This is a genomic window from Phascolarctobacterium succinatutens CAG:287, assembly GCF_000434895.1.
GTDB classification, from domain to species: Bacteria; Bacillota; Negativicutes; order Acidaminococcales; family Acidaminococcaceae; genus Phascolarctobacterium_A; species Phascolarctobacterium_A succinatutens_A.
In genome coordinates, this window is the sequence record NZ_FR892794.1 from 11640 (window position 1) to 33306 (window position 21667).

Below are 21667 nucleotides of genomic sequence, written 5' to 3' on the forward strand. Positions count from 1 at the left end.
TCCGGCCGGCATTCCTGCGCAATGTGCCTTATGCGGCAGACTATTCTACTGCGATTTCTTCCATGTCGTATACTTCAAAGATATCGCCCTCTTTAAGGTCGCTGAACTTCTCTAAAGTAATACCACATTCAAAGCCTTGGGCAACTTCCTTCACATCGTCCTTGAAGCGGCGCAGAGATTCGATAACGCCCTCGTGAACTACGATGCCGTCACGGACAACACGAACCTTGGAGCTGTTGGTAACCTTGCCTTCAACTACATAGCAGCCGGCAATCTTCAGCTTGGAAATAGTAATCAGCTGACGGATTTCTACGCGGCCTTGGATAACCTCCTTGAATTTAGGAGCAAGCATACCCTTGATAGCAGCCTCAACGTCGTTGATTGCGTCGTAAATTACACGGTAGGTGCGTACGTCAACCTTCTCGGTTTCGGCAGCCTTACGCGCGTTAGCGTCAGGACGAACGTTAAAGCCGATAATCAGCGCGTTGGCAGCGGACGCCAGCATTACGTCGGATTCGGTGATAGCGCCTACGCCTGCATGGACAACGGCAACCTTAACCTCATCGTTTTTGATTTTTTCCAGGGATGCCTTCAATGCTTCGATAGTACCCTGAACGTCAGCCTTAACTACGATGTTCAGCTCTTTGATTTCGCCTTCTTTAATACGTTGGAACAGGTCATCCAGGGAAACCTTGGAGTTCAGCTTGATTTCCTCTTCCTTCTTCTTGGCGATACGTTTTTCAGCAACGCCACGGGCAGTCTTCTCGTCGGTGCTGTCCAGGATATCGCCGGCAGCAGGTACATCGTTCAAGCCCAGTACCTCTACAGGGGTAGAAGGCAGAGCTTTTTTAACCTTTTCGCCACGGTCATTGATCATTGCACGAACCTTACCATAGGAGGTGCCGGCAATAATGGTATCACCGATATGCAGAGTACCGCGCTGTACCAGTACGGTAGCAACCGGGCCACGGCCTTTGTCCAGCTGGGCCTCAATGATAGTACCGTGAGCAGGCAGGTTCGGGTTAGCCTTCAGCTCCTGCATTTCAGCAACCAGCAGAATCATTTCCAGCAGGTCGCTGATACCAGTCTTCTGATGTGCGGAAACAGGAACCATAATGGTGTCGCCGCCCCAATCCTCAGGAATGAGCTCATGCTCTGCCAGCTGTTGTTTAACGTGATCCGGATTTGCGCCCGGACGGTCGATTTTGTTGATAGCTACAATGATAGGTACCTTTGCAGCCTTAGCATGGTTGATAGCCTCGATGGTCTGCGGCATTACACCGTCATCTGCTGCTACAACCAAGATAGCAACGTCGGTTACCTGTGCGCCGCGGGCACGCATAGCAGTGAAGGCTTCATGGCCCGGGGTATCCAGGAAGACAATCTGCTTGCCCTGGTAGTTAACCTTGTAAGCACCGATATGCTGGGTAATACCGCCGGCCTCGCGGGAGGTAACGTTGGTTTTACGGATAGCGTCCAGCAAGGAGGTTTTACCATGGTCAACGTGGCCCATAACGGTAATAACCGGCGGACGCGGAACGCGTTTTTCAGGCGGATCGTCAACCTCAGGAATCTCAGTCGGATCCTCCTCAGGTGCTCTTTGACCAACCTCTACGCCGAAGTTGTCGCCGATAAGCTGTGCGGTATCGAAATCGATATCCTGGTTGATGGTAACCATTACTCCCAGCATAAACAGAGCCTTGATTACTTCATTAACCTCACGCTTAATGAGCTTGGAAAATTCCTGTACATTAATGGATTCGCCGATTTCAACGTAGGTCGGACGAACGATTTCTACCGGAGCCTGCTGCTGTTTCGGTGCAGGCTTCTTGCCGCCGCGGTTTACCGGCATCTGATGACCAGCACTGCGGTTCGGACGGCTTTCGCGGGTAGCGTAGCTGCCCTTAATCTGCGGCTTGTTGTCCTTACGGCTCTTGCCTGCGTTGCGACCGCCCTGACGGTTATCGCGAGCGCCTTCGCTGCGGCCGCCATTGCGGCCTTCGCTACGGCCACCGCTAACCTGTGCACGGCTTTCACCGTGTACGCTTTGGCCGGGTTGCTGGCTCTTGGGGCCTACAAAGATACCGCCCTGGCGTTGTTGGCCATTACGGCCACCTTGACGGTTGCCCTGCTGGCCGCCACGATTTTGCGGACGACCTTCATTACGGCCACCTTGATAGTTACCCTGGCCGCCATGGCGGTTGCCCTGCTGGCCGTTGCGATTTTGCGGACGGCCTTCGTTGCGGCCACCCTGACGATTTTCATTACGCCCTTGAGCGTTGTTGTTGCGTTGATTATTTTGCTGATTTTGTTGCATATTCCTCTGTCCGTTATTCCTATTCATATTGTTATCGTTTCTTTTAGCTGTAGCCTGCGGATGCGCAGGAGCAGCCGGTTTGCTGACATCACGTTTTTCCGTCTTCGCCGGTTTGGGCGGTTCTGGTTTTTTATCATAAGCTTTACGGATAACAGACATAGCCTTGTCATCAGCTGCACTAAAATTAGTTTTTTCGATATTATTTTTCTTCAGTAGGTCAATGACCTCATTTACTGGCTTGCCATAATCCTTGGCAACCTCGTATATTCTTTTATTACCCATTCATCCACCTCCAGACCAGATAAATAAGAAGCAGATTCATCTGCGAAGCTCGCGCAAGCTGCGCAGACAACTGTGATTTAACCTTATTATTTTTTCAGCAGCATATTGGCAAAGTTTGCATCAGTAATTGCCACCGCAATGCGCGGGCCTTTACCGATTGCATAACCCAGGTCATCGCGCGTCAAACGCTCGATGACCTGCACGCCTGCCATCTCTGCCAGGAAATAAATTTCCTTTTTTGAATTAGGGGCAGCATCTTGTGCCAAAACAAGTATTTTAACCTTGCCGCTTTTTAAGGCAGCACGCACAGCTACATCGCCGGAAGCGGTTTTGCCTGCCTTTTGCGCCAACCCTAAAGCAAAAGCAACATTATTGCCTGCCATGTTCAAAATCCTCCAGCAGCTGCTTGAGCACGTCTTCGCCGATAGGCTTCTCCAAAGCACGCTCCAGACGTTTTTCCTTCACAGCCTTGGTAATGCATTCCTTATCGGGGCAGACATATGCACCGCGTCCGTTTTTCTTGCCGGTAATATCAAGGCTGACCTCACCCTCAGGCGAACGTACAACGCGCAGCAGAGCCTTTTTATCCTTCATTTCATTGCAGCCTAAGCATTTACGCTGCGGAATTTTTTTTACCTTCATCATGCTTCTTCCACGGGAGCAGGCTCAGCAGCAGCCTCTTCGGCAGCCTGAGTTTCGCTCTTAATATCAATTTTCCAGCCGGTCAGCTTAGCAGCCAGGCGGGCATTTTGGCCTTCCTTGCCGATAGCCAGGGACAGCTGGTAATCCGGTACGACAACGCGGCAGATTTTGTCTGCTTCGTTAACAGTTGTCTTCACAACCTTTGCCGGGCTCAGAGCGTTAGCAACGTATTGTGCCGGATCTTCACTATATTTGACAATATCAATTTTCTCACCGCGCAGCTCATTAACAATAGTCTGCACGCGCATGCCCTTATGGCCTACGCAGGCACCTACCGGATCAACATTGCTGTCAGCAGTAAATACGGAAATCTTAGAGCGCATACCAGGCTCGCGGGCTACGGATTTGATTTCAACCACGCCATCATGGATTTCCGGAACCTCCAGCTCAAACAGGCGCTTCAGCAGGCCTGGATGAGTGCGGGAAACCATAATCTGCGGTCCCTTGGTGGTGCGCTTAACCTCAACAATATAGGTTTTCATACGCTCATGGTATTGGTAGATTTCACCGGGTATCTGCTCGTTCGGAGTCAGCACAGCTTCAACCTTGCCCAAATCGATATAAACATTTTTGTTTTCCATGCGTTCAATAATACCGGTTACGATATCATTAGCACGGCTTTGGAAGCGCTCGTAAACCTGTCCGCGCTCTGCCTCACGGATACGCTGTACAACAAACTGTTTAGCGTTCTGGGCAGCAATACGGCCGAAGTTTTTCGGAGTAACCTCCACCTCTACAATGTCACCTGCTATATACTGCGGATTAATTTCCTGAGCATCCTCCAAGGACATTTCGTTAATGCCGTCAGCCTCACCCTCAACTACAGTGCGCTGTGCATATACATGGATTTCACCAGTTTCTTTATTCATATCAACACGGACATTCTGGTTTGTGCCGGTATTCTTCTTGTAAGCAGCAACCAAAGCGTCATCAACAGCCTGGAACAAAAGCTCGGGGTCAATACCCTTTTCCTTTCCTAATTCCTGGATTGCTGAGATAAAATCTGCGTTCACTTAATAAGCCTCCTATTTCTTAATTAAAAGTCTATATGCGGTCTGATATTAGCAATCAGCCTACGTTCAATGCGGTCAGGATTTTTGAATTCCTTACCTTTAATAATCTTTTTAACCTGTACAGCTTCGTCATCATGTGCTACCAGAATACCAGTCAGATTCTTCATTCCCTCCCACGGAGTATAGAACATAATATCAACCTTGGTGCCATAAGCAGCTACAAAGTCCTTGTCCTTCTTCAGCGGACGATCAATGCCCGGAGAAGAAACCTCCAGAAAATACTTGTCGGGAATAGGATCCTCGGCATCCAGAATCTCCGTCAGCTTTTCGCTGACCATCTGGCAATCATCAATTTCTACTCCACCAGGCTTATCGAGAAAAATCCGTAGGTACCAGTCCTTTTCGCGCACATATTCTACATCTACCAGCGTAAGACCGGTATCCTGCAGAAGCGGTTCTACCATTGCGGTAATCAGTGCTTCAACTTCTTTTGCCTGCATCATTTTCACCTCCATATTAAGTTTTTCTTTCTGCATTAACCTTACAGTTAACAGCTGCCTCCGTCGCCAACGCGTCAGAAACATCGTAATAAGCGGAAAGAGCGGGCTTTAAACCCACTCTTTCACAAGTCATACTTATTTTGGCTATTCTTATTATAGCATCTGTTGACAAGTCTTGCAAGTAGCTTACGCTATATCTAGTTATTATATGTTAAATTTTATACAGAAAAATGCTAAATCTGCCACGTAAAATGTATACACTGCGCTTTCCCTTGTCAGTCGTAAAAATATCTGCTACAGTAATACAGTAAACAGATAGAGATTGTGGAAAAAGTGTCAGTTTGGACAAGGGCGCTTTATCGACAAGCTTTTTATGAAAGGTGGTATTTTTATGTCCTATAATTTTGATGCTGCTGTTTCTCCCTTTATTAAAGCATTGCCTCCCTCCGGTCTGGCAAAGTTTCTTGATATTATGGCCGCTAACCCCAACATCGTACCTCTCAGCGTAGGCGAACCGGATTTTGATATTCCGCAGGCTGTCAAGGACGCTGAAATCAACAGCATCTGCGAAGGCAAAAGCTGCTACACTCCTACGCTCGGCCTTTTGGAGCTGCGCGAAGCAATTGCAGATGATATCCATAAAAACTACGGCGTGAAATACGACCCGAAAACCGAAATCATGGTAACAGTCGGTGTCAGCGAAGCACTGTACACCACTATTACTACCATTATGCATCCCGGTGACGAAATTATTCTTCCCGAGCCCTGCTACGTTGCCAACAAGGCCTGCGTTATTCTGGCAGGCGGCAAGCCTGTTTCCGTAGAAACTTATCAGGAAAACGGCTTTGTGCCTACTATCGAAGATTTGGAAAAGGCTGTTACGCCCAAAACCAAGGCTATTATGCTTGGCTATCCCAACAACCCGACCGGCGCTGTTATGAGCAAGGAACAGATTAAGGCTATCGGTGACTGGGCTGTGAAGCATGACCTGATTGTCATCAGCGACGAGCTTTATGCTCATCTTACCTACGGCGGCAAAACACACACCATGTTCACCTCCTTCCCGGAATTCCGCGACCGCACCATTATTTTCAACGGCTTCTCCAAGGCCTACGCTATGACCGGCCTGCGTCTTGGCTATATCATGGCACCGGCAGCAATCATCAACGCTATGAACATCCTGCATCAATATGTTGTGCTCTGCCCTAACGTTACGGCACAGTACGGCGCGATTGCGGCACTGAAATACTGCCGCCAGGACGTTGACAACATGGTTGCCGAATACAGCCGCCGTCGTCAGATTATGATTGATGGCTTCCACAAGATGGGGCTGCCGCTGTATGAGCCCGAAGGCGCCTTCTATGTTTTCCCCTGCATCAAGGAAACCGGCCTTTCCAGCATGGAATTTGTTGAAAAGCTGCTGGAGGAGCAGGAGGTTCTCGTAATCCCCGGCAATATCTTCGGTGCCGGTGGTGAAGGCTACATCCGCTGCTCCTATGCTTACAGCGAAGAAATCCTGCATAAGGCGCTGGAGCGCATCGCCCTCTTCGTAACGAAATACAGAAATCTGAACAAAGCAAAATAACTTTTATGCTTATTAATTATTAGACATAGTTATCTTATTAGTATATAATATCAATTGTAGATTTGATATCTGCTTAAAAATTCTTTGTTTTGATTTCGCTATATCTCACTTTCCTTCCATGAGACATAGCATATAAGAAAAACACGGTGTTTATCAGCCGTGTTTTTTCTTTTTGAAAAAGCTTTTTGATTATTCTATTGCAGCAGCAGCGTAAGCTAAACAAAAAATCCGCATGAAAAAAACATCATCATATTCCCGCTAAAACAGTTAAAGCTGCCAGCCTCCGCTTTGAGACGGAGACGGCAGCTTTTTGCATAAAAGCATTTGCGTATAATTTTTATCTTAAGTTAAAGCTTACCGCACGTGTAACGCGACAGCGTGCATTCTGACCGTACTTGTCTTTGGCAGGACTAAAGCGCCATTTGTTGACCGCCGTCACAACGCTGTTATCCATAGCACCGTTGCCGGAGGAACCGACAACCGTTACATCCTCTACACTGCCGTCAGCACCTACCAGAATGCGTACCGTTACCACACCGGTAGCACCGCTGTTGCGTGCGGACGCAGGATATACAGGCGCAACCTCACGCAGCAGGCGTGGCGGCTTGACCGGCACACCGCGGCCTTCGCCGCTGCCACTACCACTGCCGTTACCATTGCCGCTGCCATTACCACTGCCCGTTCCGCTGCCCGTACCTGTGCCTGTACCATTACCGGCAGGATTACCGGCAGGAGCCTTCGGCCCGGGGGCTGCAGTTGCTTTTTTCTTAACAATCTTCTTCTGTGGCTTAGGCTTCAGCTTTTGGTCAATAATATCCTCCAGGCTTTGGATGATAGGCTCTTCCTGCTGCTCCTCCTGTTCGATTTCTTCCTCCTGAGCTTCAGCGCCGCCACCGCCGCCCTCCAGGGAAACCTCTAAAATTTCCGGAGGCGTATGCACAAAGCGGTAGCCAAAAATGCCAAGGCCGGCGGCAAGAACAAGATGCACAGCCAGAGCTACGGCAAAGCCCTTGCCAAATCGCTTTTGTTCATCCTTCATTTGCTCTCACCTGTATCCGTAGCCAAACCGAAGCGTGTGACACCTGCTCCCTTCATTTTATCCATCAGCTGGATAATAGTTTTATAGGGCGCTTCGTCCTCTGCTCTGATAATAACAGAGAAGGAGGAATCATGCTTGCTTTCAATCGCAGCATTCTGAACCAGCATATCCATCTCGATTTTATTTTCATCAAGATAAAGGCTGCCATCCTTTTTAATCGTTACATTAAAGTTACTCTTGCTGACATTCTCCGAATGCTTGGCAACCGGCAGGCGAATAGGAATCGTCTTGACCTCGCTCATATACATAGTGCTGACAATGAAAAATACCAGCAGCAGGAAAATCATATCAATCATAGGACTAAGCATGATTTCCGGTGACTTCATCACTCTTTTACGACGTCTGCGCATTTTCTGACACCGCCCCTCATTTGCTCTGCTCGTTAGCTTTGAAAATATCAACCAACGTATCCGCTACTTCGTTGATATTCAGAGTTTCGGTCTTGATTTTACTTGTAAGATAAGCATGGATACACATACCCATAATGGCAATGCACAGGCCGAAAACGGTAGTAATCAGCGCTTCACCAATACCTGCAGTAACGGCCATCGGGTTTTGGGTTCTTTCGTTCAAAGCGTTGAACGAAGAAATCATACCGGTAATCGTACCGAGCAGGCCGAGCATCGGCGAAAGACCGATAACAACACTCAGATAGTTGATATTTTTTTCCAGACTGTCGATAATACGGTCTGCTTTAGTATAGACAATAGTTTCCAGACGCGGGCCGAGGTCACCCTTAATATCCAGAATTTCCTTAGCCATGGCAGCAGCCTCGCCCTTGCTCTGCTCTGCCAATTCACTGGCGCCAACCAGATTAAAGTCATTCATCATGCGGCAGAAGCTGCTCGCGAACTTTTCTCCGGAAATAGCCTTCTTATAGAAAAGATATCGTTCCACACCAATGGCAATAGCGGCAAAGGAACACATCAGCAGCGGCCACATACAGGGACCACCCTTAACAAAATAATCAATAGCTCCGGCAAAAATACTCATACTTAAACCTTCTTTCAAAAAAATAACGCTGCAATTTTTTTGCAGCAAATCGCAAGCTCATCATCCGCCTATACACAGCGGAAGGAAGTCGGCATAGCTCCCATATCTGATACTTGTTGCTATTTACTAGATGTTTATATTATAGCCTCTTTACTAATCTGCGTCAAGAAAACATAAACTATATAAACAAAGGCAGTACAGGAAAAATTCCCCGTACTGCCCGAAGCTTTATGTTATTTGAAATACTTGGCGAAGGCCTGCGCCGCCGCCGACTGCACCTCTGCATTAAAGGCTGTATACCGCTCGAGCAGCAGGCGTCCCTCCGGCGTCAGCACACTGCTGCCGCCGCTTTTGCCGCCTGCCGTGCTGCTGACCAGTGCAAAGCCCAGGTCTGCCTCCGCACGCCGCAGAATCTTCCACGCCTTGCTGGCCGACATGCCCATAGCCTTGTAGGCAGCACTCAGCGAACCGGTGGCCTCAATGCGCTGCAGAAGCTCCGCTACGCCCTTGCCGAAATCAATGCTTTCGTTATACACGCGCACCTTCACATGATAATGCTGCGGGTCTGCGTAGGTCATTTTACCACCCCTTGCCGAAGCCGCAGGCAGGATAGGTGCAAACGGCACAGTTCAGGCACAGTCCGCCCTCGCCCAAGGCTGCCAGTTCGTCGGCAGTGACGATGTCACAGGCCAGCACACGCGGCAGCACCAAATCAAAAACAGTGCGCTTAGCGTACATTACGCAGCCTGGCAAGCCCAGAACAGGCACCTGGTCTTCGCCGTAATACGACAGCAAAAACATTGCCCCCGGAAGCACCGGTGCACCGTAAGACACAATGCGTGCACCGGTGTTTTTTATTGCCAGCGGTGTGCGGTCATCCGGGTCAACGCTCATGCCGCCGGTGCAGAGCACCATTTCCGCGCCCTTTTCCTCAATCGTAGTTTTAATCGCAGCGGTAATCTGCTCCGGTTTGTCATCCAAAACCTGCTTATAAATTACCTCCACGTTGAACTCGGCCAGCTTTTCCTCCAGCACGGGCGTAAAGGTATCCTTAATGCGTCCGTGGAAAACCTCGCTGCCGGTCGCCAGAACGGCAGCCTTTTTGATTTTATACGGCAAAAGCTGCAGCAGCGGTTCATCACCGCACAGCTCACGCACACGCTGCATTTTTTTCTTTTCGATAACCAGTGGGATAATGCGCGTACCGCAGAGCTTGTCACCCTTCTTCACCGGCGTATTGCCGTGACGCGTCGCAATCATCATCTGTCCGAAGCTATTCACCAGACGCAGACGCGCGCCGTCTACCTTGAACAGACCGTCAGCAGCGGCGGCCAGCTCAATCTTGCCCTCTTTCACAGGCGATTCATCCATCATAGTGTTTTTGCAGATGTCGCACAAAATGCGTGCGGCATCATTTTCATGAAGCATACTTTCATCAGCTTCCCACACATATAAATGCTCCTTGCCGATGGAAAGCAGCACCGGAATATCCTCCGGCTGCACCACATGTCCCTTGCGGAACACGGCATCCTTGGTAACACCCTTGATAATCTGTGTCAGGTCATGGCAGAGAACACTGCCGACCGCATCCTCAGTACGAATTAATTTCATGTTTATCTACCTCTTATTTAGCCTGCGCAAAGCCGTAGGCGGCAAAAATCTTCATAGCCTCTTCAGTCTGCAGGAAGGCAGCAAAATCCTTGGCAGCCTCAGCCTGGGGAGCCTTTGCCAGCACGCCGATAGGATAAATTACCGGCTTCTTCAGAGAGCCTGCTGGAGCCTCGGCCACAACAGTTACCTTGTCCTTCAAAAGCGCTGCATCAGTAGCGTAAACAAGGCCTGCGTCGGCACTGCCTTCAGCAACCCAGTTCAAAACCTGTGTTACATTAGTACCAAGGCTTACCTTGCCTTGAATACCGTCCCATTGGCCCAGCTTGGTCAGCGCTTCCTTGGCATATTGGCCTGCAGGAACGCTGGCGGGATCGCCGATGGCAGGATGCTTAGCCTTGCTGAAATCCTCAAAGCCCTTGATTGCGCTGCCGCTTTTAGGCACAATTAGCACCAGCTTGTTTTCCAGCAGCGGCTTTACCGTGCTTTTATCCATATAGCCCTTGTCGCTCAGCGCGTTCATCTGCTTGTTGGCCGCAGAAATAAATACGTCGGCTGCCAAACCGCTTTCAATCTGTGCCTGCAGCTTGCCGCTGGCATCGTATACGCCTTCAATTTTGATTTCCGGATGCTTTTGCTGATACATCGGAATGAGCTTTTGCGTAAATACCTTTTCCATGCTGGCAGCAGCAGCCAGACGTAAAGTTTTGCCTGCCTGCGGTGCAGCAGCCTGCTTATCATCGCCGCAGCAGCCTGCAGCCATAACAGCTACCATTAAAGAAAATACTAAGCATAAGAGTTTTTTCATTTTACTCCCCCTGTTGTTGTTTTGTTTTATATAAGTAAACATTAAGACCGATAACAACTAATAGGCAGATGCCAACAATTACGGTCACATACCAGCCTGCGGCATCCCAATCGCCTGCCGCTACGGCAGAATAAACCGCAAGCGGCAGCGTGCGTGTGCGTCCTGCAATATTGCCGGCAATCATCGCCGTGGCGCCGAACTCACCCAGACCGCGGGCGAAGGCCAGCAGGCCGCCGGCAATAATACCAGGCAGTGCATTCGGCAGATGAATGCGCCAGAAAATGCGCCATTCCGTCATGCCCAGCGAACGCGCCGCCTCCAGCATGCCCTTATCAACCTGCGACAAGGCTCCGCGCGCACTGCGGTACATAAGCGGCAGCGAAATTACCGCTGCTGCCAGCACGGTTGCCAGCCAACTAAAAGCTATTTTTATGCCCGTCAGCTGATAAATAAGCTGGCCCAAAAAGCGGTTGTTGCCAAAGAAGTATAAGAGAAAGAAGCCTGCTACCGTAGGTGGCAGCACCATCGGCAGCGTTATTACTGCGTCGGCAAAAATCTTCAGGCTTTGGCTCTGCAGCCGTTCCACCCACCAGGCAATAATTACGCCGATAAAGAAAACTATGACGATTGTTGCTGCCGCAGTGTGCAGCGAAATCCACAGCGGTGACCAGTCAATAGCGCTCATTTTCTGGCACAGTCATGGGCGCTGCCCTTTAAGATACGCAGTCCATGCTCCAGCTGCGGCAAAACGATTGCCAACGCTTCCTCCACCGCCTTAGTGCTGCCCGGCAGATTCACAATCAGCGTCTGTCCGCGCACTACGCTCACGCCGCGGCTCAGCATTGCCCGCCGCGTAATCTTGAGTGATTCCGCACGGATGGCCTCCGCAATACCGGGCACGTTGCGTGTTGCCACCGCCATTGTTGCCTCCGGTGTAACATCACGCAGCGAAAGGCCTGTGCCGCCTGTAGTGATAATCAGATCAACCTGTCTGCTGTCCGCCAGACGTATCAGCTCACGTTCGATTCTCTTCTGCGCGTCGGGAAGCAAAATCTGCTCCACAATTTCGTAGCCTGCCTCCGCCAACAGCTCTGCTGCCCGCGGACCACTGGTATCGACACGCTCACCAGCTGCACCCTTATCAGAAAGCGTCATTACCGCCGCACGCAAGGGTGCGTCGGCTGCAGGCAGCGTCACCTCCAGCTCCATGCCGCTGCGCAGGACGCCGCCATGCTCTACCGTCACAAAAACGCCCTCACGCGGCATAATGCAGTCGCCCACACGCGCAAAAATCGTGCAATGGCTGTGGCATTCCTTGCCAATCTGCGTCAGCTTCATCACTACTTCACCGCTGCGCATGATGCTGCCTACCGGCAGCTTTTTGAAGTCGATACCGCTTACGAGAACATTTTCACCGAAAGCGCCGATAGCGGCATCACCGCCGCGCGCATTGAACTCATCTACCTTTTCCGCACTCAGCAAACTCACCTGACGGTGCCATTTTCCGGCGTGGGCATCACCCTCGATTCCGAAATTTTCTTTGAGGACAATCTCATTAACCGGATGCTTTTCCGTACCCTTCTTTTCACTGATACATACAGCCTTGATTATACCCTTTATGCTTGCTTCCATACGAAATCACCACTCTTTCCGCCTGCCTTACTAAGCAGATGCACATCTGTAATCACCATTGCCTTGTCCACGGCCTTGCACATATCGTAAATCGTCAGCAAGGCAATCTGTACGCCTATCAGCGCCTCCATCTCCACACCTGTCTTGCCCGTAGTTTTTACCAGGCATTGCGCCTGTACGGCATAGCTGCCGTTTTCCGCCAACAGCTCAAAATCTACCGTGCACTTCATCAGCTGCAGCAGATGGCATAGCGGAATCAGCTCACTGGTGCGCTTGGCCGCCATAATTCCCGCGACGCGTGCTACGCCCAGCACATCACCCTTGGCCATACTGCCGGCAGCAATTTTTTCATATATTTCTCTGCTTACGCAGATTTTTCCCTGCGCCACGGCAACCCTAGCGGTATCAGCCTTGTCGCTGACATCCACCATCAGAGCATTGCCCGCAGCGTCAAAATGTGTAAATTCACTCATCGTCTGCTCCTTCAAAGCCTGTATTTATCCGCCTATCTGGCTCATATTAAAGCTTGCCGCCTCCACCTCAAAGCTATGTCCCGCAGGCTTAGCGTAAATAATCTCCTGCATGGCCTGCAGCAAATCCGCATCACTTGCGCCGTCACGCAGCAAGCGCTTGAGGTTCATGCCCTCGTTACAGTAAAGACAGGGCTTCAGCATGCCCACGGAGGTAAGGCGTACCCTGTTGCAGACAGCGCAGAATTTATTATGCAGCGGTTCGATAAAGCCCACCGGCATTTTATAGCCGCCGATGCGCCAATAACTTGCGGGACCGTTGCCGTAACGCTGCGCGTCACGCTGCAGTTGTAAGCCTGCCTGCTCCAACAGACTGCGAATTTCACTGCCGCTTAGGCCTTGCAGATTAGTGTTGCAGTCTAGCGGCATCAGCTCGATAAAGCGCAACGGCGCATTATAGCTGTGCGCCAACTTCAACAGCTGCATAATATCGACCAGGCCATTTTCTGCTAAGGGCACACAGTTCAGCTTAAACGATATTCCTGCAGCCTGCAGCTCCTGCAATGATTTCAGAACGCTGTCCAGGCTGCCGCCGGTAAGCTCTGTATAATACGCTGCATTCAGAGTATCAAGGCTCACGTTGATGCTGTCCACACCCGCTGCAATAAGCGCAGGCAGCTGCTGCGAAAGCAATGTGCCGTTCGTCGTCAGCGTTACCTGCTCTACGCCTTCCGTTTGCTTCAGGCTGGCGATAAAATCGCTGCAGCCCTTGCGTAATAGCGGTTCGCCGCCGGTGATTTTGAATTTGCGGATGCCAAGCTGCAGCGCAGCGCGGCAAATACACAAAAGCTCCTCATAGCGCAATATTTCGTTATGCGGCACATGCTCACTCACCTCTGGCTGACAATAGCGGCAATGCAGATTGCAGCGGTCGGTAAGGGAGATGCGCAGATAATCTATTTTGCGATTGTATTGGTCATACATAATGGTAATCCTTTTTTACGTGAATTAAAATTAGTAAAATGCTGTTACGTCCCCTTTAGTCACCTGCAGCAATTGCACTAATCAAGAAGATTTTATCTGAGAAAATTTTCGCTGTTAGTTTCTTGCCTGCCCCTTGGGGAAGGTGCCGAACGCAGTGAGGCGAAAGGGGGTCATATGCGCCTCGCGTCACTCTCACCCGAGAATAACGCCTACCAAAACAAATGTGGTCTTGCAACCACATTTGTTTTCAGCTTATAAAAATCTTATTCTTCGTCAACGCCCATGGCAATTTTTTCCGGGGTAATCGGCAGCGTCATGAAGCGCTTGCCGGTTGCCTGATAAATTGCATCGGCAATCGCCGGAGCCGGAGTGTTGATTACCAGCTCGCCCACGGATTTGGCACCGAAGGGACCGCTTTCCTCATAACTGCTGGCAAAGTCAACATAGATATGACCGATATCCTCACGGCAGGGAACCTTATACTGCATGAAGGAGTTTTCGTAAATACGTCCCTTGGGGCTGTAGGTTACGTTTTCCATCAGCGCCATGCCGATGCCCTGCAGAATACCGCCCTCAGTCTGTACCTTCGCCAGATGCGGGTTAACCGGAGTACCGCAGTCAACAGATGCGTAGAAGTTTACTACCTGTGCCTCGCCTGTCAGCAGGTCGGTTTCAACCTCGGCTACCCCGGCCATAAACGGCGGCGGGGACAGTACACTGTTCTGCTCCACGGTTTCTTCCAAAGCGATATCGTTATTCACCATAGAAGCGGTGGCGATATCAACAAGGCTCACAGCCTTGTCGCTGACTGTATCACGCACCTCGCATCCGTCAAAGACAACCTGGTCCGTGCCGCATTCCAGCAGGCGTGCACCTAATTGGCAAATTTTACCACGCAAACGCTGTGCGCAGATTTCTACGGCTTTGCCTGTAATATACGTTGTACTGGATGCGTAGGAACCGGAGTCATAAGGAGAAGCATCGGTATCCGCACCGAATACGGTAATGTTATCGTAATCACATTTCAAAACCTCTGCTGCCATCTGGGCCAGAACGGTATCGCAGCCAGTGCCCATATCGGCAGCACCGATCAGTAGTGTGTAATGTCCCTCGTCGTTAATTTTGAGGGTAGCACCGCCGACGTCGCAGTAAGGAATAGAGCTTCCCTGCATCGCAATAGCCACGCCCATTGTGCGTACCTTGCCGTCAGGCAGCTGCTGCAGCGGGAACTTCTGCTCCCAGCCGCTCATCTCGCGTACCTGCGCCAGGCAGCGATCCAACGCGCAGCTTGTGTTGGGCGCACCATAATAAGCCGGCATAATATCGCCCTCGCGTGTAATATTCATCTCACGCAGCTTAATCGGATCCATCTTTAGACGTGCTGCCAGCTCGTTCACAGCGGACTCTACGGCAAAGATACCCTGAGGAGCGCCATAACCGCGGTAAGCACCTGCAGCCTGCAGGTTGGTGTAAACTACGTCAAAGCCGAAGCGGAAGGCCTCGGTACGGTACAGAGGAATAGACTTGTGACCGGAAAGGCCGACGGTCGTGGGACCATGCTCGCCGTAAGCACCGGTATTGGAAAGAGTATATAAATCAATCGCGCGGATTTTGCCTTCCTTAGTAGCACCCAGACGCACGCGCACCTCCATCTCATGGCGCGGGCTGGAAGCTATATGACATTCATAACGCGAGAAAATCATCTTACTCGGCTTTTTTGTTTTCCAGGTAACAAAGGCCGGATACATTTCGCTTACACAGCTCTGCTTAGCGCCGAAGCCGCCACCGATACGCGGTTTAACCACGCGTACCATGGTTTTGGAGATATGCAGCGCGTTCGCAATAATGCGGCGGCAATGGAAAACTATCTGCGTAGAGCTGAGGATGTTCAGACGGCCGTAGGTATCAATAGAGCAATAGGTTACGAAAGGCTCCATCATATCCTGCTGCACAGCCTTGGTGTGAGTTGTCTGGTCGATAACAACATCGCATTCCGCCAGAATCTTATCAACCTCACCGTCCTCGATAACCTCATGGGCGCACAGGTTGCGCTTATTGTCAGCACCAACCGGGCAGTTGGCCTTCCAGGTATCCTCCGGATGCACGAGCACAGGGTTATCCAGCGCAGTGCGGAAGTCAAGCACTGCGTCCAACAGCTGGTATTTTACTTTAATCAAAGAAAGCGCCTTGTCGACAGCCTTTTCCGTTTTGCCGGCAACAATCGCTACGATATCACCGACAAAGCGTACATGACGGTCCAGCAGCAGGCGGTCATAAGGACTCGGTTCTGGATAGGTCTGGCCTGCGTAGGTGCAGCGCTCGCCGTCCTGGTCCACGTCCTCCCAGGTATAAATTGCTTCGATATCAGGCACCTTCGCTGCAATAGCGGTGTTGATGCTTTCAATAATTGCATTCGCATGCGGAGAACGCAGCACCTTGACAAGCAGGCAATCGTTAGGTACCAGGTCATCGGTGTAGACAGGCTGGCCCGTCACCAGCTGCATAGCATCCTTTTTGCGGTAGGATTGGTTAACTATTTTCATCTGCAGCTCCCCTCCTTATGCCTGCGCCTGAGCTTTTTTCCAGGCGATGAAATTCTGAATTCCGCGCAGCTGTCCCTCATAGCCGGAGCAACGGCACAGGTTGCCTGCCAGAAATTCCTTGATTTCTGCTTCCGTAGGCTCGCTGTTTTCACGCAGCAGCGCGATAGCGTTCATAATCATGCCGGGGTTGCAGAAGCCGCACTGCTCCGCGCCCTGGTCTGCAATAAAGGCACCGAACTGCGCTGCCTCCTGCTGCATTCCCTCCATCGTTACGATGCTGTGGCCTGCGGCACGCGCTGCCAGGATAGCACAGGAAAGCACCGGTTTATCATCCATAAATACAGTGCACAAACCGCAGTTGGTAGTGTCACAGCCGCGCTTCACGCTGTAGCAGCCTTCCTTGCGCAGAAAATCGAGTAAAACTGTATCAGCCTCCACCATACGTGTCAGCTTTTTGCCATTTAAGGTTAAGGTTATCTCCATCAGGCCTTACCTCCCAATTCCGTTAAACATCTTGCAGTCAGCACCTTAATCAGGTGTGTACGGTACGCAGCACTGCCACGCGGATTGGTTTCCGTCGGCAGTAAGCCTGCAGCATATTCCGCAAAGGCCTGCGCCTTCTCGGCAGTCATAGGCAGAGTTGCGAGCTGCTCAGCATCCTTCACCAGTGCAGCCTTCGCCGGACGTGCACCCACTGCGGCCTGCACGCCGTCCTGAGTCAGCGCCGCCGCACAGGTCAGCACCGGAAAATCGGTCTTGCTGATACGCACGGATTTATAGCTGTAATGTGCTGCCGTCTTTTTGACGATAACACTCACCAAAATATCTCTGTCATACGGCATATTTACAAAATCTGCCAGCGGCACAATACCGCCCTTGTATAATTCCACATAGCTGTCCATAACCAAAAGCAGTGTCAGCACATCCGAAAAGCCGAAGCGACCGAACACACTACCGCCTACGGTAGCAAGATTGCGAAACTGCACACCTACGATATGGCGCAGCGCCTCCTTATTTGCTCCCTCGCTGTAAGCAGTAAAGCCTGCATGCAGCTCCAGCTGGCGCAAGCTCACCATCGCACCGATGCGGAATTCTGTTTCTGTTTCCTCTATTGTATCCAGGCCAAGCGCCGACAAATCAATCGCCGTCTGCACATTGCCCTTGCTCAGGCGCAGCCACAGCAGGCCGCCAAGCACGCGGTTGGGGCGCTTCTGGTTCAGCTGCCACGCCTCCTCCAGCGTTGCTGCCTGTTTATATTCACGAATTGTCAACATATACTGCCCTCCCATTCTGTTTGTATTGCATACTTATTCTATTATATTTTACCATATTTTTCCTGTAATTGAAAAGATAAAAAATGCACATAGGCTCATAAGTTATCTAATTGAAAGAAAGTAAAAACGCCTTGTGCATTAAAATTAATAATACATAAGACGTCTTACTCAATGCTATATTATATTCACTTCCAAAAACGTTTATGCTATTATGCTGTCAGCTTGGACGCCAGCTCACGCACCTCTGCGTCCGTAAGCTTGGCGTGGCGCACGGTGAATCCACTCTTCTCCCTTGACATTCTCCTGAATTTCAAGTAAACTTAAAGCATGTTGGTTCGATTACATCCTCAATCGTTGATGACTCCTCGCTCACGGCTGCGGCAATCGTTTCGATGCCTACAGGACCGCCGCCGAAGGTTTTGACGATAGTCGTCAAAATTTTGCGGTCGTTACGGTCGAAGCCGTAGCGGTCAACCTCCAGCTTAGCCAATGCTTCATCTGCCAGCTGACGGTCGATAACCTCCACGCCCAGCACCTGGGCGAAATCACGCACACGCTTCAGCAGACGGTTCGCAATACGCGGCGTGCCTCTGCTGCGGCGGGCAATTTCCATAGCGCCTTCCTTGTCGATTTTTACATTCAGGATTTCCGCTGCACGCGTAATAATAAACTGCAGCTCCTCCGGCTTGTAAAATTCCAGGCAGCACTGCACGCCGAAGCGGTCACGCAAAGGCGCCGCTATCGCTCCCAGACGCGTGGTAGCGCCGATAAGCGTAAAATGCGGCAGGTCCAGACGCACACTGCGCGCCGCAGGACCTTTGCCGATAATAATATCTAACGCAAAATCCTCCATAGCGGAATAAAGAATTTCCTCTACGGTCTTGGACAAGCGGTGGATTTCGTCAATAAACAGTACATCATTATCTCCAAGGTTGGTCAGGATTGCTGCCAAATCTCCCTGACGTTCAATCGCCGGTCCGCTGGTAACGCGGATGTTGACATTAAGCTCATTGGCAATAATGTTGGCCAGCGTAGTTTTGCCCAAGCCCGGAGGTCCGAACAGCAGCACATGGTCCAGCGCTTCGTGGCGGGCAGCGGCAGCCTTAATGAAAATAGACAGATTATCCTTGACCTGCGTCTGACCTATATATTCATTTAACAGACGCGGACGCAGGCTGTACTGCCAGCCATCTGCTTCCTGTTCCGCCCCGGCAATAATTCTATCATCAAATTCCATAAGTTCCTCCTAGTAAGCCTTGCACAGACACGAATACCGCCAGACTATTTATCTGCGGGAAATTACTTCATCATCAGCCTTAAGGCCTGCTTCAATATTTCCTCGCTCGTCTTGCTTTCTGCGCCTTCGATTTTCTTGATTACGGGCATAATCTCGCTGTTGATGTAGCCCAAGGAAGCAAGTGCTTCGATAGCCTCCGCTACCGCGCCGCTGCCTCCAGCAGCTACTGCCTCGCCGAAGCTGTCGCCGCTTTCGGCGGCCACGGGGCCTACCTTGTCCTTCAACTCCAGCAGCAGACGCTCCGCCGTCTTTTTGCCGATACCTGGCAGCTTGGTGAGCACCTTGATATCACGGCTCTGCACCGCCAGATAAAAAGCATCAGGCTTGACTGCGGATAAAATACCCAAGGCCATCTTGGGACCTACGCCGCTGATGGTCAGCAGCAGCTCAAAGAGGTCATAATATTCCCGGCTCAAAAAGCCGTAAAGAACAATGGCATCCTCGCGCACCGCCGTGTGGATGTGCAGGCGCACTGCTGCACCCTGCGTCAGCTGAGCAAGCTGTGCTGCCGGCATGAAAACGCGGTAGCCTACGCCGCCTGCAGTTTCGATTATGCAGTTATCTATGCCAAGGCTTTCAACAGAGCCCTTCAATGAACCTATCATTTATCTGCCCTCCTGCCATCTGCGCGTAGACGCAGTGTTAATGCCGCAGATTGCCGCTGCTAGCGCATCGGCCGTATCATCCGGTTTAATTTTTTCGCGGATATTTAGCAGATGCATCACCATATAGATAACCTGCTCCTTCGTTGCACTGCCTGTGCCTACTACCGACAGCTTAATCTGCATCGGCGTAAATTCCATCACAGGCAGTCCCTTGTTGGCCGCAGCCAAAAGCACAACGCCGCGCGCCTGTCCTACAGGAATCGCAGTAGTAACGTTGCGGTTGAAAAACAGCTTTTCGATACTCAGCAGATCCGGCTTGAAGTGGTCAATGATATCCGAAATATCATCATAAATCTTCTTCAGCCTCAGCTCAGGCAGCATGTCCTTATCCGTCAGCACCGAGCCGTAAAAAACGGGGCGCAGACGGTTGCCTGTCATATCTACCAAGCCATAACCGCAGATGGCGGTACCGGGGTCAATTCCTAAAACCAGCATAAAAAACCTCTCAAAAAACAGAAAGCAGACATCAACTGCCTGCTTTCCTTTCTGCAACTATGCTTCGCGCACATTGCAGTTACTTCGTAATAATAATATTATTCCTCGTCGTCTTCCGGCAAGTCAGCGTTGGTGTAAACGTCTTGTACATCATCGCAATCATCCAATGCGTCCAGCATCTTCTGAACCTTTTCGGCATCCTCACCGGACAGCTCAGCCATAGTATCGGGAACCATGGTGATTTCGGACATTGCAACTTCAATATTGTTATCAGCCAAAGCTTTTTCTACATCGTCATAAGCAGCCGGATCGGTGATAATTTCGAAGCCGTCTTCGCTGCTCTTGATATCCTCAGCACCTGCATCCAGAGCGATCATCATCAGATCATCCTCACTCACACCGGTTTCGGCGCTAACTGCGAAGATACCTTTTTGTTGGAACATGTAGCTTACGCAGCCGCTGGCACCCAGGTTGCCGCCGTGCTTAGAGAATACGTGACGTACATCAGCAGCGGTACGGTTACGGTTATCGGTCAGGCAGCTGACCATCATAGCAACGCCTGCAGGACCGTAGCCTTCATAGGTAATCTCTTCGAAGCTTTGGCCTTCCAGAGCACCTGCACCCTTTTGGATTGCACGTTGAATGTTGTCTTTCGGGATATTGTTAGCCTTAGCCTTGGACAGAGCCAGCTTCAGCTTCATGTTACCGGTAGGATCTGCACCGCCCATACGAACGGCAATAGTGATTTCACGGCTGATTTTAGTAGTGATTTTGCCGCGCAGAGCGTCAGCCTTGCCTTTTTTATGTTTAATGTTCGCCCATTTAGAATGTCCTGACATTGTAAATTCCTCCAAACTTTCTCTTTGCCATATTTATTTAAGCATTTACCATAATATTTTACCACGCCGGCTGTGTTTTTTCAACCGCAATCGCCGGCAGATAGCTTTATTTTGCAAAAACATCCTTAATACTGTCATAATGCAAAAAGATTCCCTGTTGCGCCAGCTCCTGAATCTCCTCCAAGGTCGCCAGCTTGTATTCCAGTGCCTCATTAGAGCGGATTTTTACCTGCTCCGGTGCAAAGGGCAGCGTAAAAAGATAGCAGTCAACAAAATAATTATCGCCCTCGCCCGGATTTTCGCGGTGATAGGTCAGCGCCGGTCCGCCTGCGCAGGCTGAAACATCAAGACCGGTTTCCTCCCACACCTCGCGGTTCACAGCCTCGCGTGAGCTTTCGCCCGCCTGCACCGCACCGCCGGGAACCTCCCACCAGCCGGCAGCCCAAGCCTTCGTCAGTACGCGTCTGGTAATCAGAAAGCGTCCGTCGGTGTTGCGCACAACGCCAAGCACCGTCAGATGATATTCGCCGTCCTGCAGTATCCAGTCATTTTTCTTCATCGTCCGTCCGGTAAGACGGCGTTCACTGTCATAAATATCCCATTGCTCCATGATAAATTCCC

General features: G+C 50.7%; 24 protein-coding genes. 1 reads left to right on the forward strand and 23 read right to left on the reverse strand.

The window, feature by feature from the left end; translation table 11 throughout:
* Positions 1-40 precede the first annotated feature (40 nt).
* The 5 genes from infB to rimP form a co-directional block, all read right to left on the reverse strand.
* Positions 41-2599, reverse strand: a complete 2559-nt coding sequence (infB, locus tag BN587_RS05915) for a translation initiation factor IF-2 (protein WP_021720224.1) — start codon at positions 2597-2599, stop codon at positions 41-43.
* A gap of 86 nt (positions 2600-2685) precedes the next feature.
* Positions 2686-2982: a L7Ae/L30e/S12e/Gadd45 family ribosomal protein gene (locus BN587_RS05920; protein ID WP_021720225.1), complete on the reverse strand. Its 297-nt coding sequence runs from the start codon at positions 2980-2982 to the stop codon at positions 2686-2688.
* Entirely contained in the window at positions 2969-3241 is a 273-nt protein-coding gene (gene rnpM / locus BN587_RS05925; protein WP_044484398.1) for an RNase P modulator RnpM, read from the reverse strand. Before rnpM ends, BN587_RS05920 begins: the two co-directional genes overlap by 14 nt.
* The gene (nusA, locus tag BN587_RS05930; RefSeq protein ID WP_021720227.1) at positions 3241-4314 is read right to left on the reverse strand and encodes a transcription termination factor NusA; all 1074 of its coding nucleotides are present in this window, start codon (positions 4312-4314) and stop codon (positions 3241-3243) included. Before nusA ends, rnpM begins: the two co-directional genes overlap by 1 nt.
* Positions 4315-4337: 23 nt before the next feature.
* Positions 4338-4817, reverse strand: a complete 480-nt coding sequence (gene rimP / locus BN587_RS05935) for a ribosome maturation factor RimP (protein WP_021720228.1) — start codon at positions 4815-4817, stop codon at positions 4338-4340.
* Positions 4818-5205: 388 nt separating this feature from the next.
* On the opposite strand from rimP, the gene BN587_RS05940 reads away from it, so the two are divergent.
* Positions 5206-6399 carry a pyridoxal phosphate-dependent aminotransferase gene (locus tag BN587_RS05940; protein WP_021720229.1) on the forward strand — a complete coding sequence of 398 codons (1194 nt, stop codon included), beginning with the start codon at positions 5206-5208 and terminating at the stop codon, positions 6397-6399.
* A 337-nt stretch (positions 6400-6736) separates the two neighbouring features.
* Here BN587_RS05940 and BN587_RS11415 read toward each other — a convergent pair whose 3' ends face one another.
* The 18 genes from BN587_RS11415 to BN587_RS06030 all read right to left on the reverse strand — a co-directional run bounded on the left by BN587_RS11415 (position 6737) and on the right by BN587_RS06030 (position 21656).
* Positions 6737-7438 (reverse strand): energy transducer TonB, encoded by a 702-nt coding sequence (locus tag BN587_RS11415; protein ID WP_021720230.1) that lies wholly within the window; start codon positions 7436-7438, stop codon positions 6737-6739.
* Entirely contained in the window at positions 7435-7848 is a 414-nt protein-coding gene (locus BN587_RS05950; RefSeq protein ID WP_021720231.1) for an ExbD/TolR family protein, read from the reverse strand. The genes BN587_RS11415 and BN587_RS05950 overlap by 4 nt, the downstream gene beginning before the upstream one ends.
* A 16-nt stretch (positions 7849-7864) precedes the next feature.
* Entirely contained in the window at positions 7865-8491 is a 627-nt protein-coding gene (locus BN587_RS05955) for a MotA/TolQ/ExbB proton channel family protein (RefSeq protein ID WP_021720232.1), read from the reverse strand.
* A 233-nt stretch (positions 8492-8724) separates the two neighbouring features.
* Complete coding sequence (locus tag BN587_RS05960; protein WP_021720233.1) at positions 8725-9069, reverse strand: winged helix-turn-helix domain-containing protein; 345 nt, start codon at positions 9067-9069, stop codon at positions 8725-8727.
* A gap of 1 nt (position 9070) precedes the next feature.
* Positions 9071-10102 (reverse strand): molybdopterin-binding protein, encoded by a 1032-nt coding sequence (locus tag BN587_RS05965; protein ID WP_021720234.1) that lies wholly within the window; start codon positions 10100-10102, stop codon positions 9071-9073.
* A gap of 13 nt (positions 10103-10115) precedes the next feature.
* Positions 10116-10907 (reverse strand): molybdate ABC transporter substrate-binding protein, encoded by a 792-nt coding sequence (gene modA / locus BN587_RS05970; RefSeq protein ID WP_021720235.1) that lies wholly within the window; start codon positions 10905-10907, stop codon positions 10116-10118.
* Position 10908: 1 nt separating this feature from the next.
* On the reverse strand, positions 10909-11592 hold the full coding sequence (gene modB / locus BN587_RS05975) for a molybdate ABC transporter permease subunit (RefSeq protein ID WP_021720236.1): 684 nt from the start codon (positions 11590-11592) through the stop codon (positions 10909-10911).
* Positions 11589-12539: an MOSC domain-containing protein gene (locus tag BN587_RS05980; protein ID WP_021720237.1), complete on the reverse strand. Its 951-nt coding sequence runs from the start codon at positions 12537-12539 to the stop codon at positions 11589-11591. Before BN587_RS05980 ends, modB begins: the two co-directional genes overlap by 4 nt.
* Positions 12524-13012 (reverse strand): cyclic pyranopterin monophosphate synthase MoaC, encoded by a 489-nt coding sequence (moaC, locus tag BN587_RS05985; protein ID WP_021720238.1) that lies wholly within the window; start codon positions 13010-13012, stop codon positions 12524-12526. The genes BN587_RS05980 and moaC overlap by 16 nt, the downstream gene beginning before the upstream one ends.
* A gap of 24 nt (positions 13013-13036) precedes the next feature.
* A complete protein-coding gene (gene moaA / locus BN587_RS05990; protein ID WP_021720239.1) occupies positions 13037-13993 on the reverse strand; it encodes a GTP 3',8-cyclase MoaA in 957 nt (318 codons plus the stop codon).
* Between the two features lie 263 nt (positions 13994-14256).
* On the reverse strand, positions 14257-16536 hold the full coding sequence (locus BN587_RS05995) for a xanthine dehydrogenase family protein molybdopterin-binding subunit (RefSeq protein WP_021720240.1): 2280 nt from the start codon (positions 16534-16536) through the stop codon (positions 14257-14259).
* A 15-nt stretch (positions 16537-16551) separates the two neighbouring features.
* Positions 16552-17019 carry a (2Fe-2S)-binding protein gene (locus tag BN587_RS06000; RefSeq protein WP_021720241.1) on the reverse strand — a complete coding sequence of 156 codons (468 nt, stop codon included), beginning with the start codon at positions 17017-17019 and terminating at the stop codon, positions 16552-16554.
* Positions 17019-17810: an FAD binding domain-containing protein gene (locus BN587_RS06005; RefSeq protein ID WP_021720242.1), complete on the reverse strand. Its 792-nt coding sequence runs from the start codon at positions 17808-17810 to the stop codon at positions 17019-17021. The genes BN587_RS06000 and BN587_RS06005 overlap by 1 nt, the downstream gene beginning before the upstream one ends.
* A gap of 310 nt (positions 17811-18120) precedes the next feature.
* Positions 18121-19047, reverse strand: a complete 927-nt coding sequence (gene ruvB / locus BN587_RS06010) for a Holliday junction branch migration DNA helicase RuvB (RefSeq protein WP_021720243.1) — start codon at positions 19045-19047, stop codon at positions 18121-18123.
* Between the two features lie 62 nt (positions 19048-19109).
* Positions 19110-19712: a Holliday junction branch migration protein RuvA gene (gene ruvA / locus BN587_RS06015; protein ID WP_021720244.1), complete on the reverse strand. Its 603-nt coding sequence runs from the start codon at positions 19710-19712 to the stop codon at positions 19110-19112.
* Complete coding sequence (gene ruvC, locus BN587_RS06020) at positions 19713-20207, reverse strand: crossover junction endodeoxyribonuclease RuvC (RefSeq protein WP_021720245.1); 495 nt, start codon at positions 20205-20207, stop codon at positions 19713-19715.
* 98 nt (positions 20208-20305) lie between these two features.
* Positions 20306-21046, reverse strand: coding sequence for a YebC/PmpR family DNA-binding transcriptional regulator (locus BN587_RS06025; RefSeq protein WP_021720246.1), 741 nt, complete (start codon positions 21044-21046; stop codon positions 20306-20308).
* Positions 21047-21152: 106 nt separating this feature from the next.
* Positions 21153-21656 (reverse strand): NUDIX hydrolase, encoded by a 504-nt coding sequence (locus tag BN587_RS06030; protein ID WP_021720247.1) that lies wholly within the window; start codon positions 21654-21656, stop codon positions 21153-21155.
* Positions 21657-21667 lie beyond the last annotated feature (11 nt).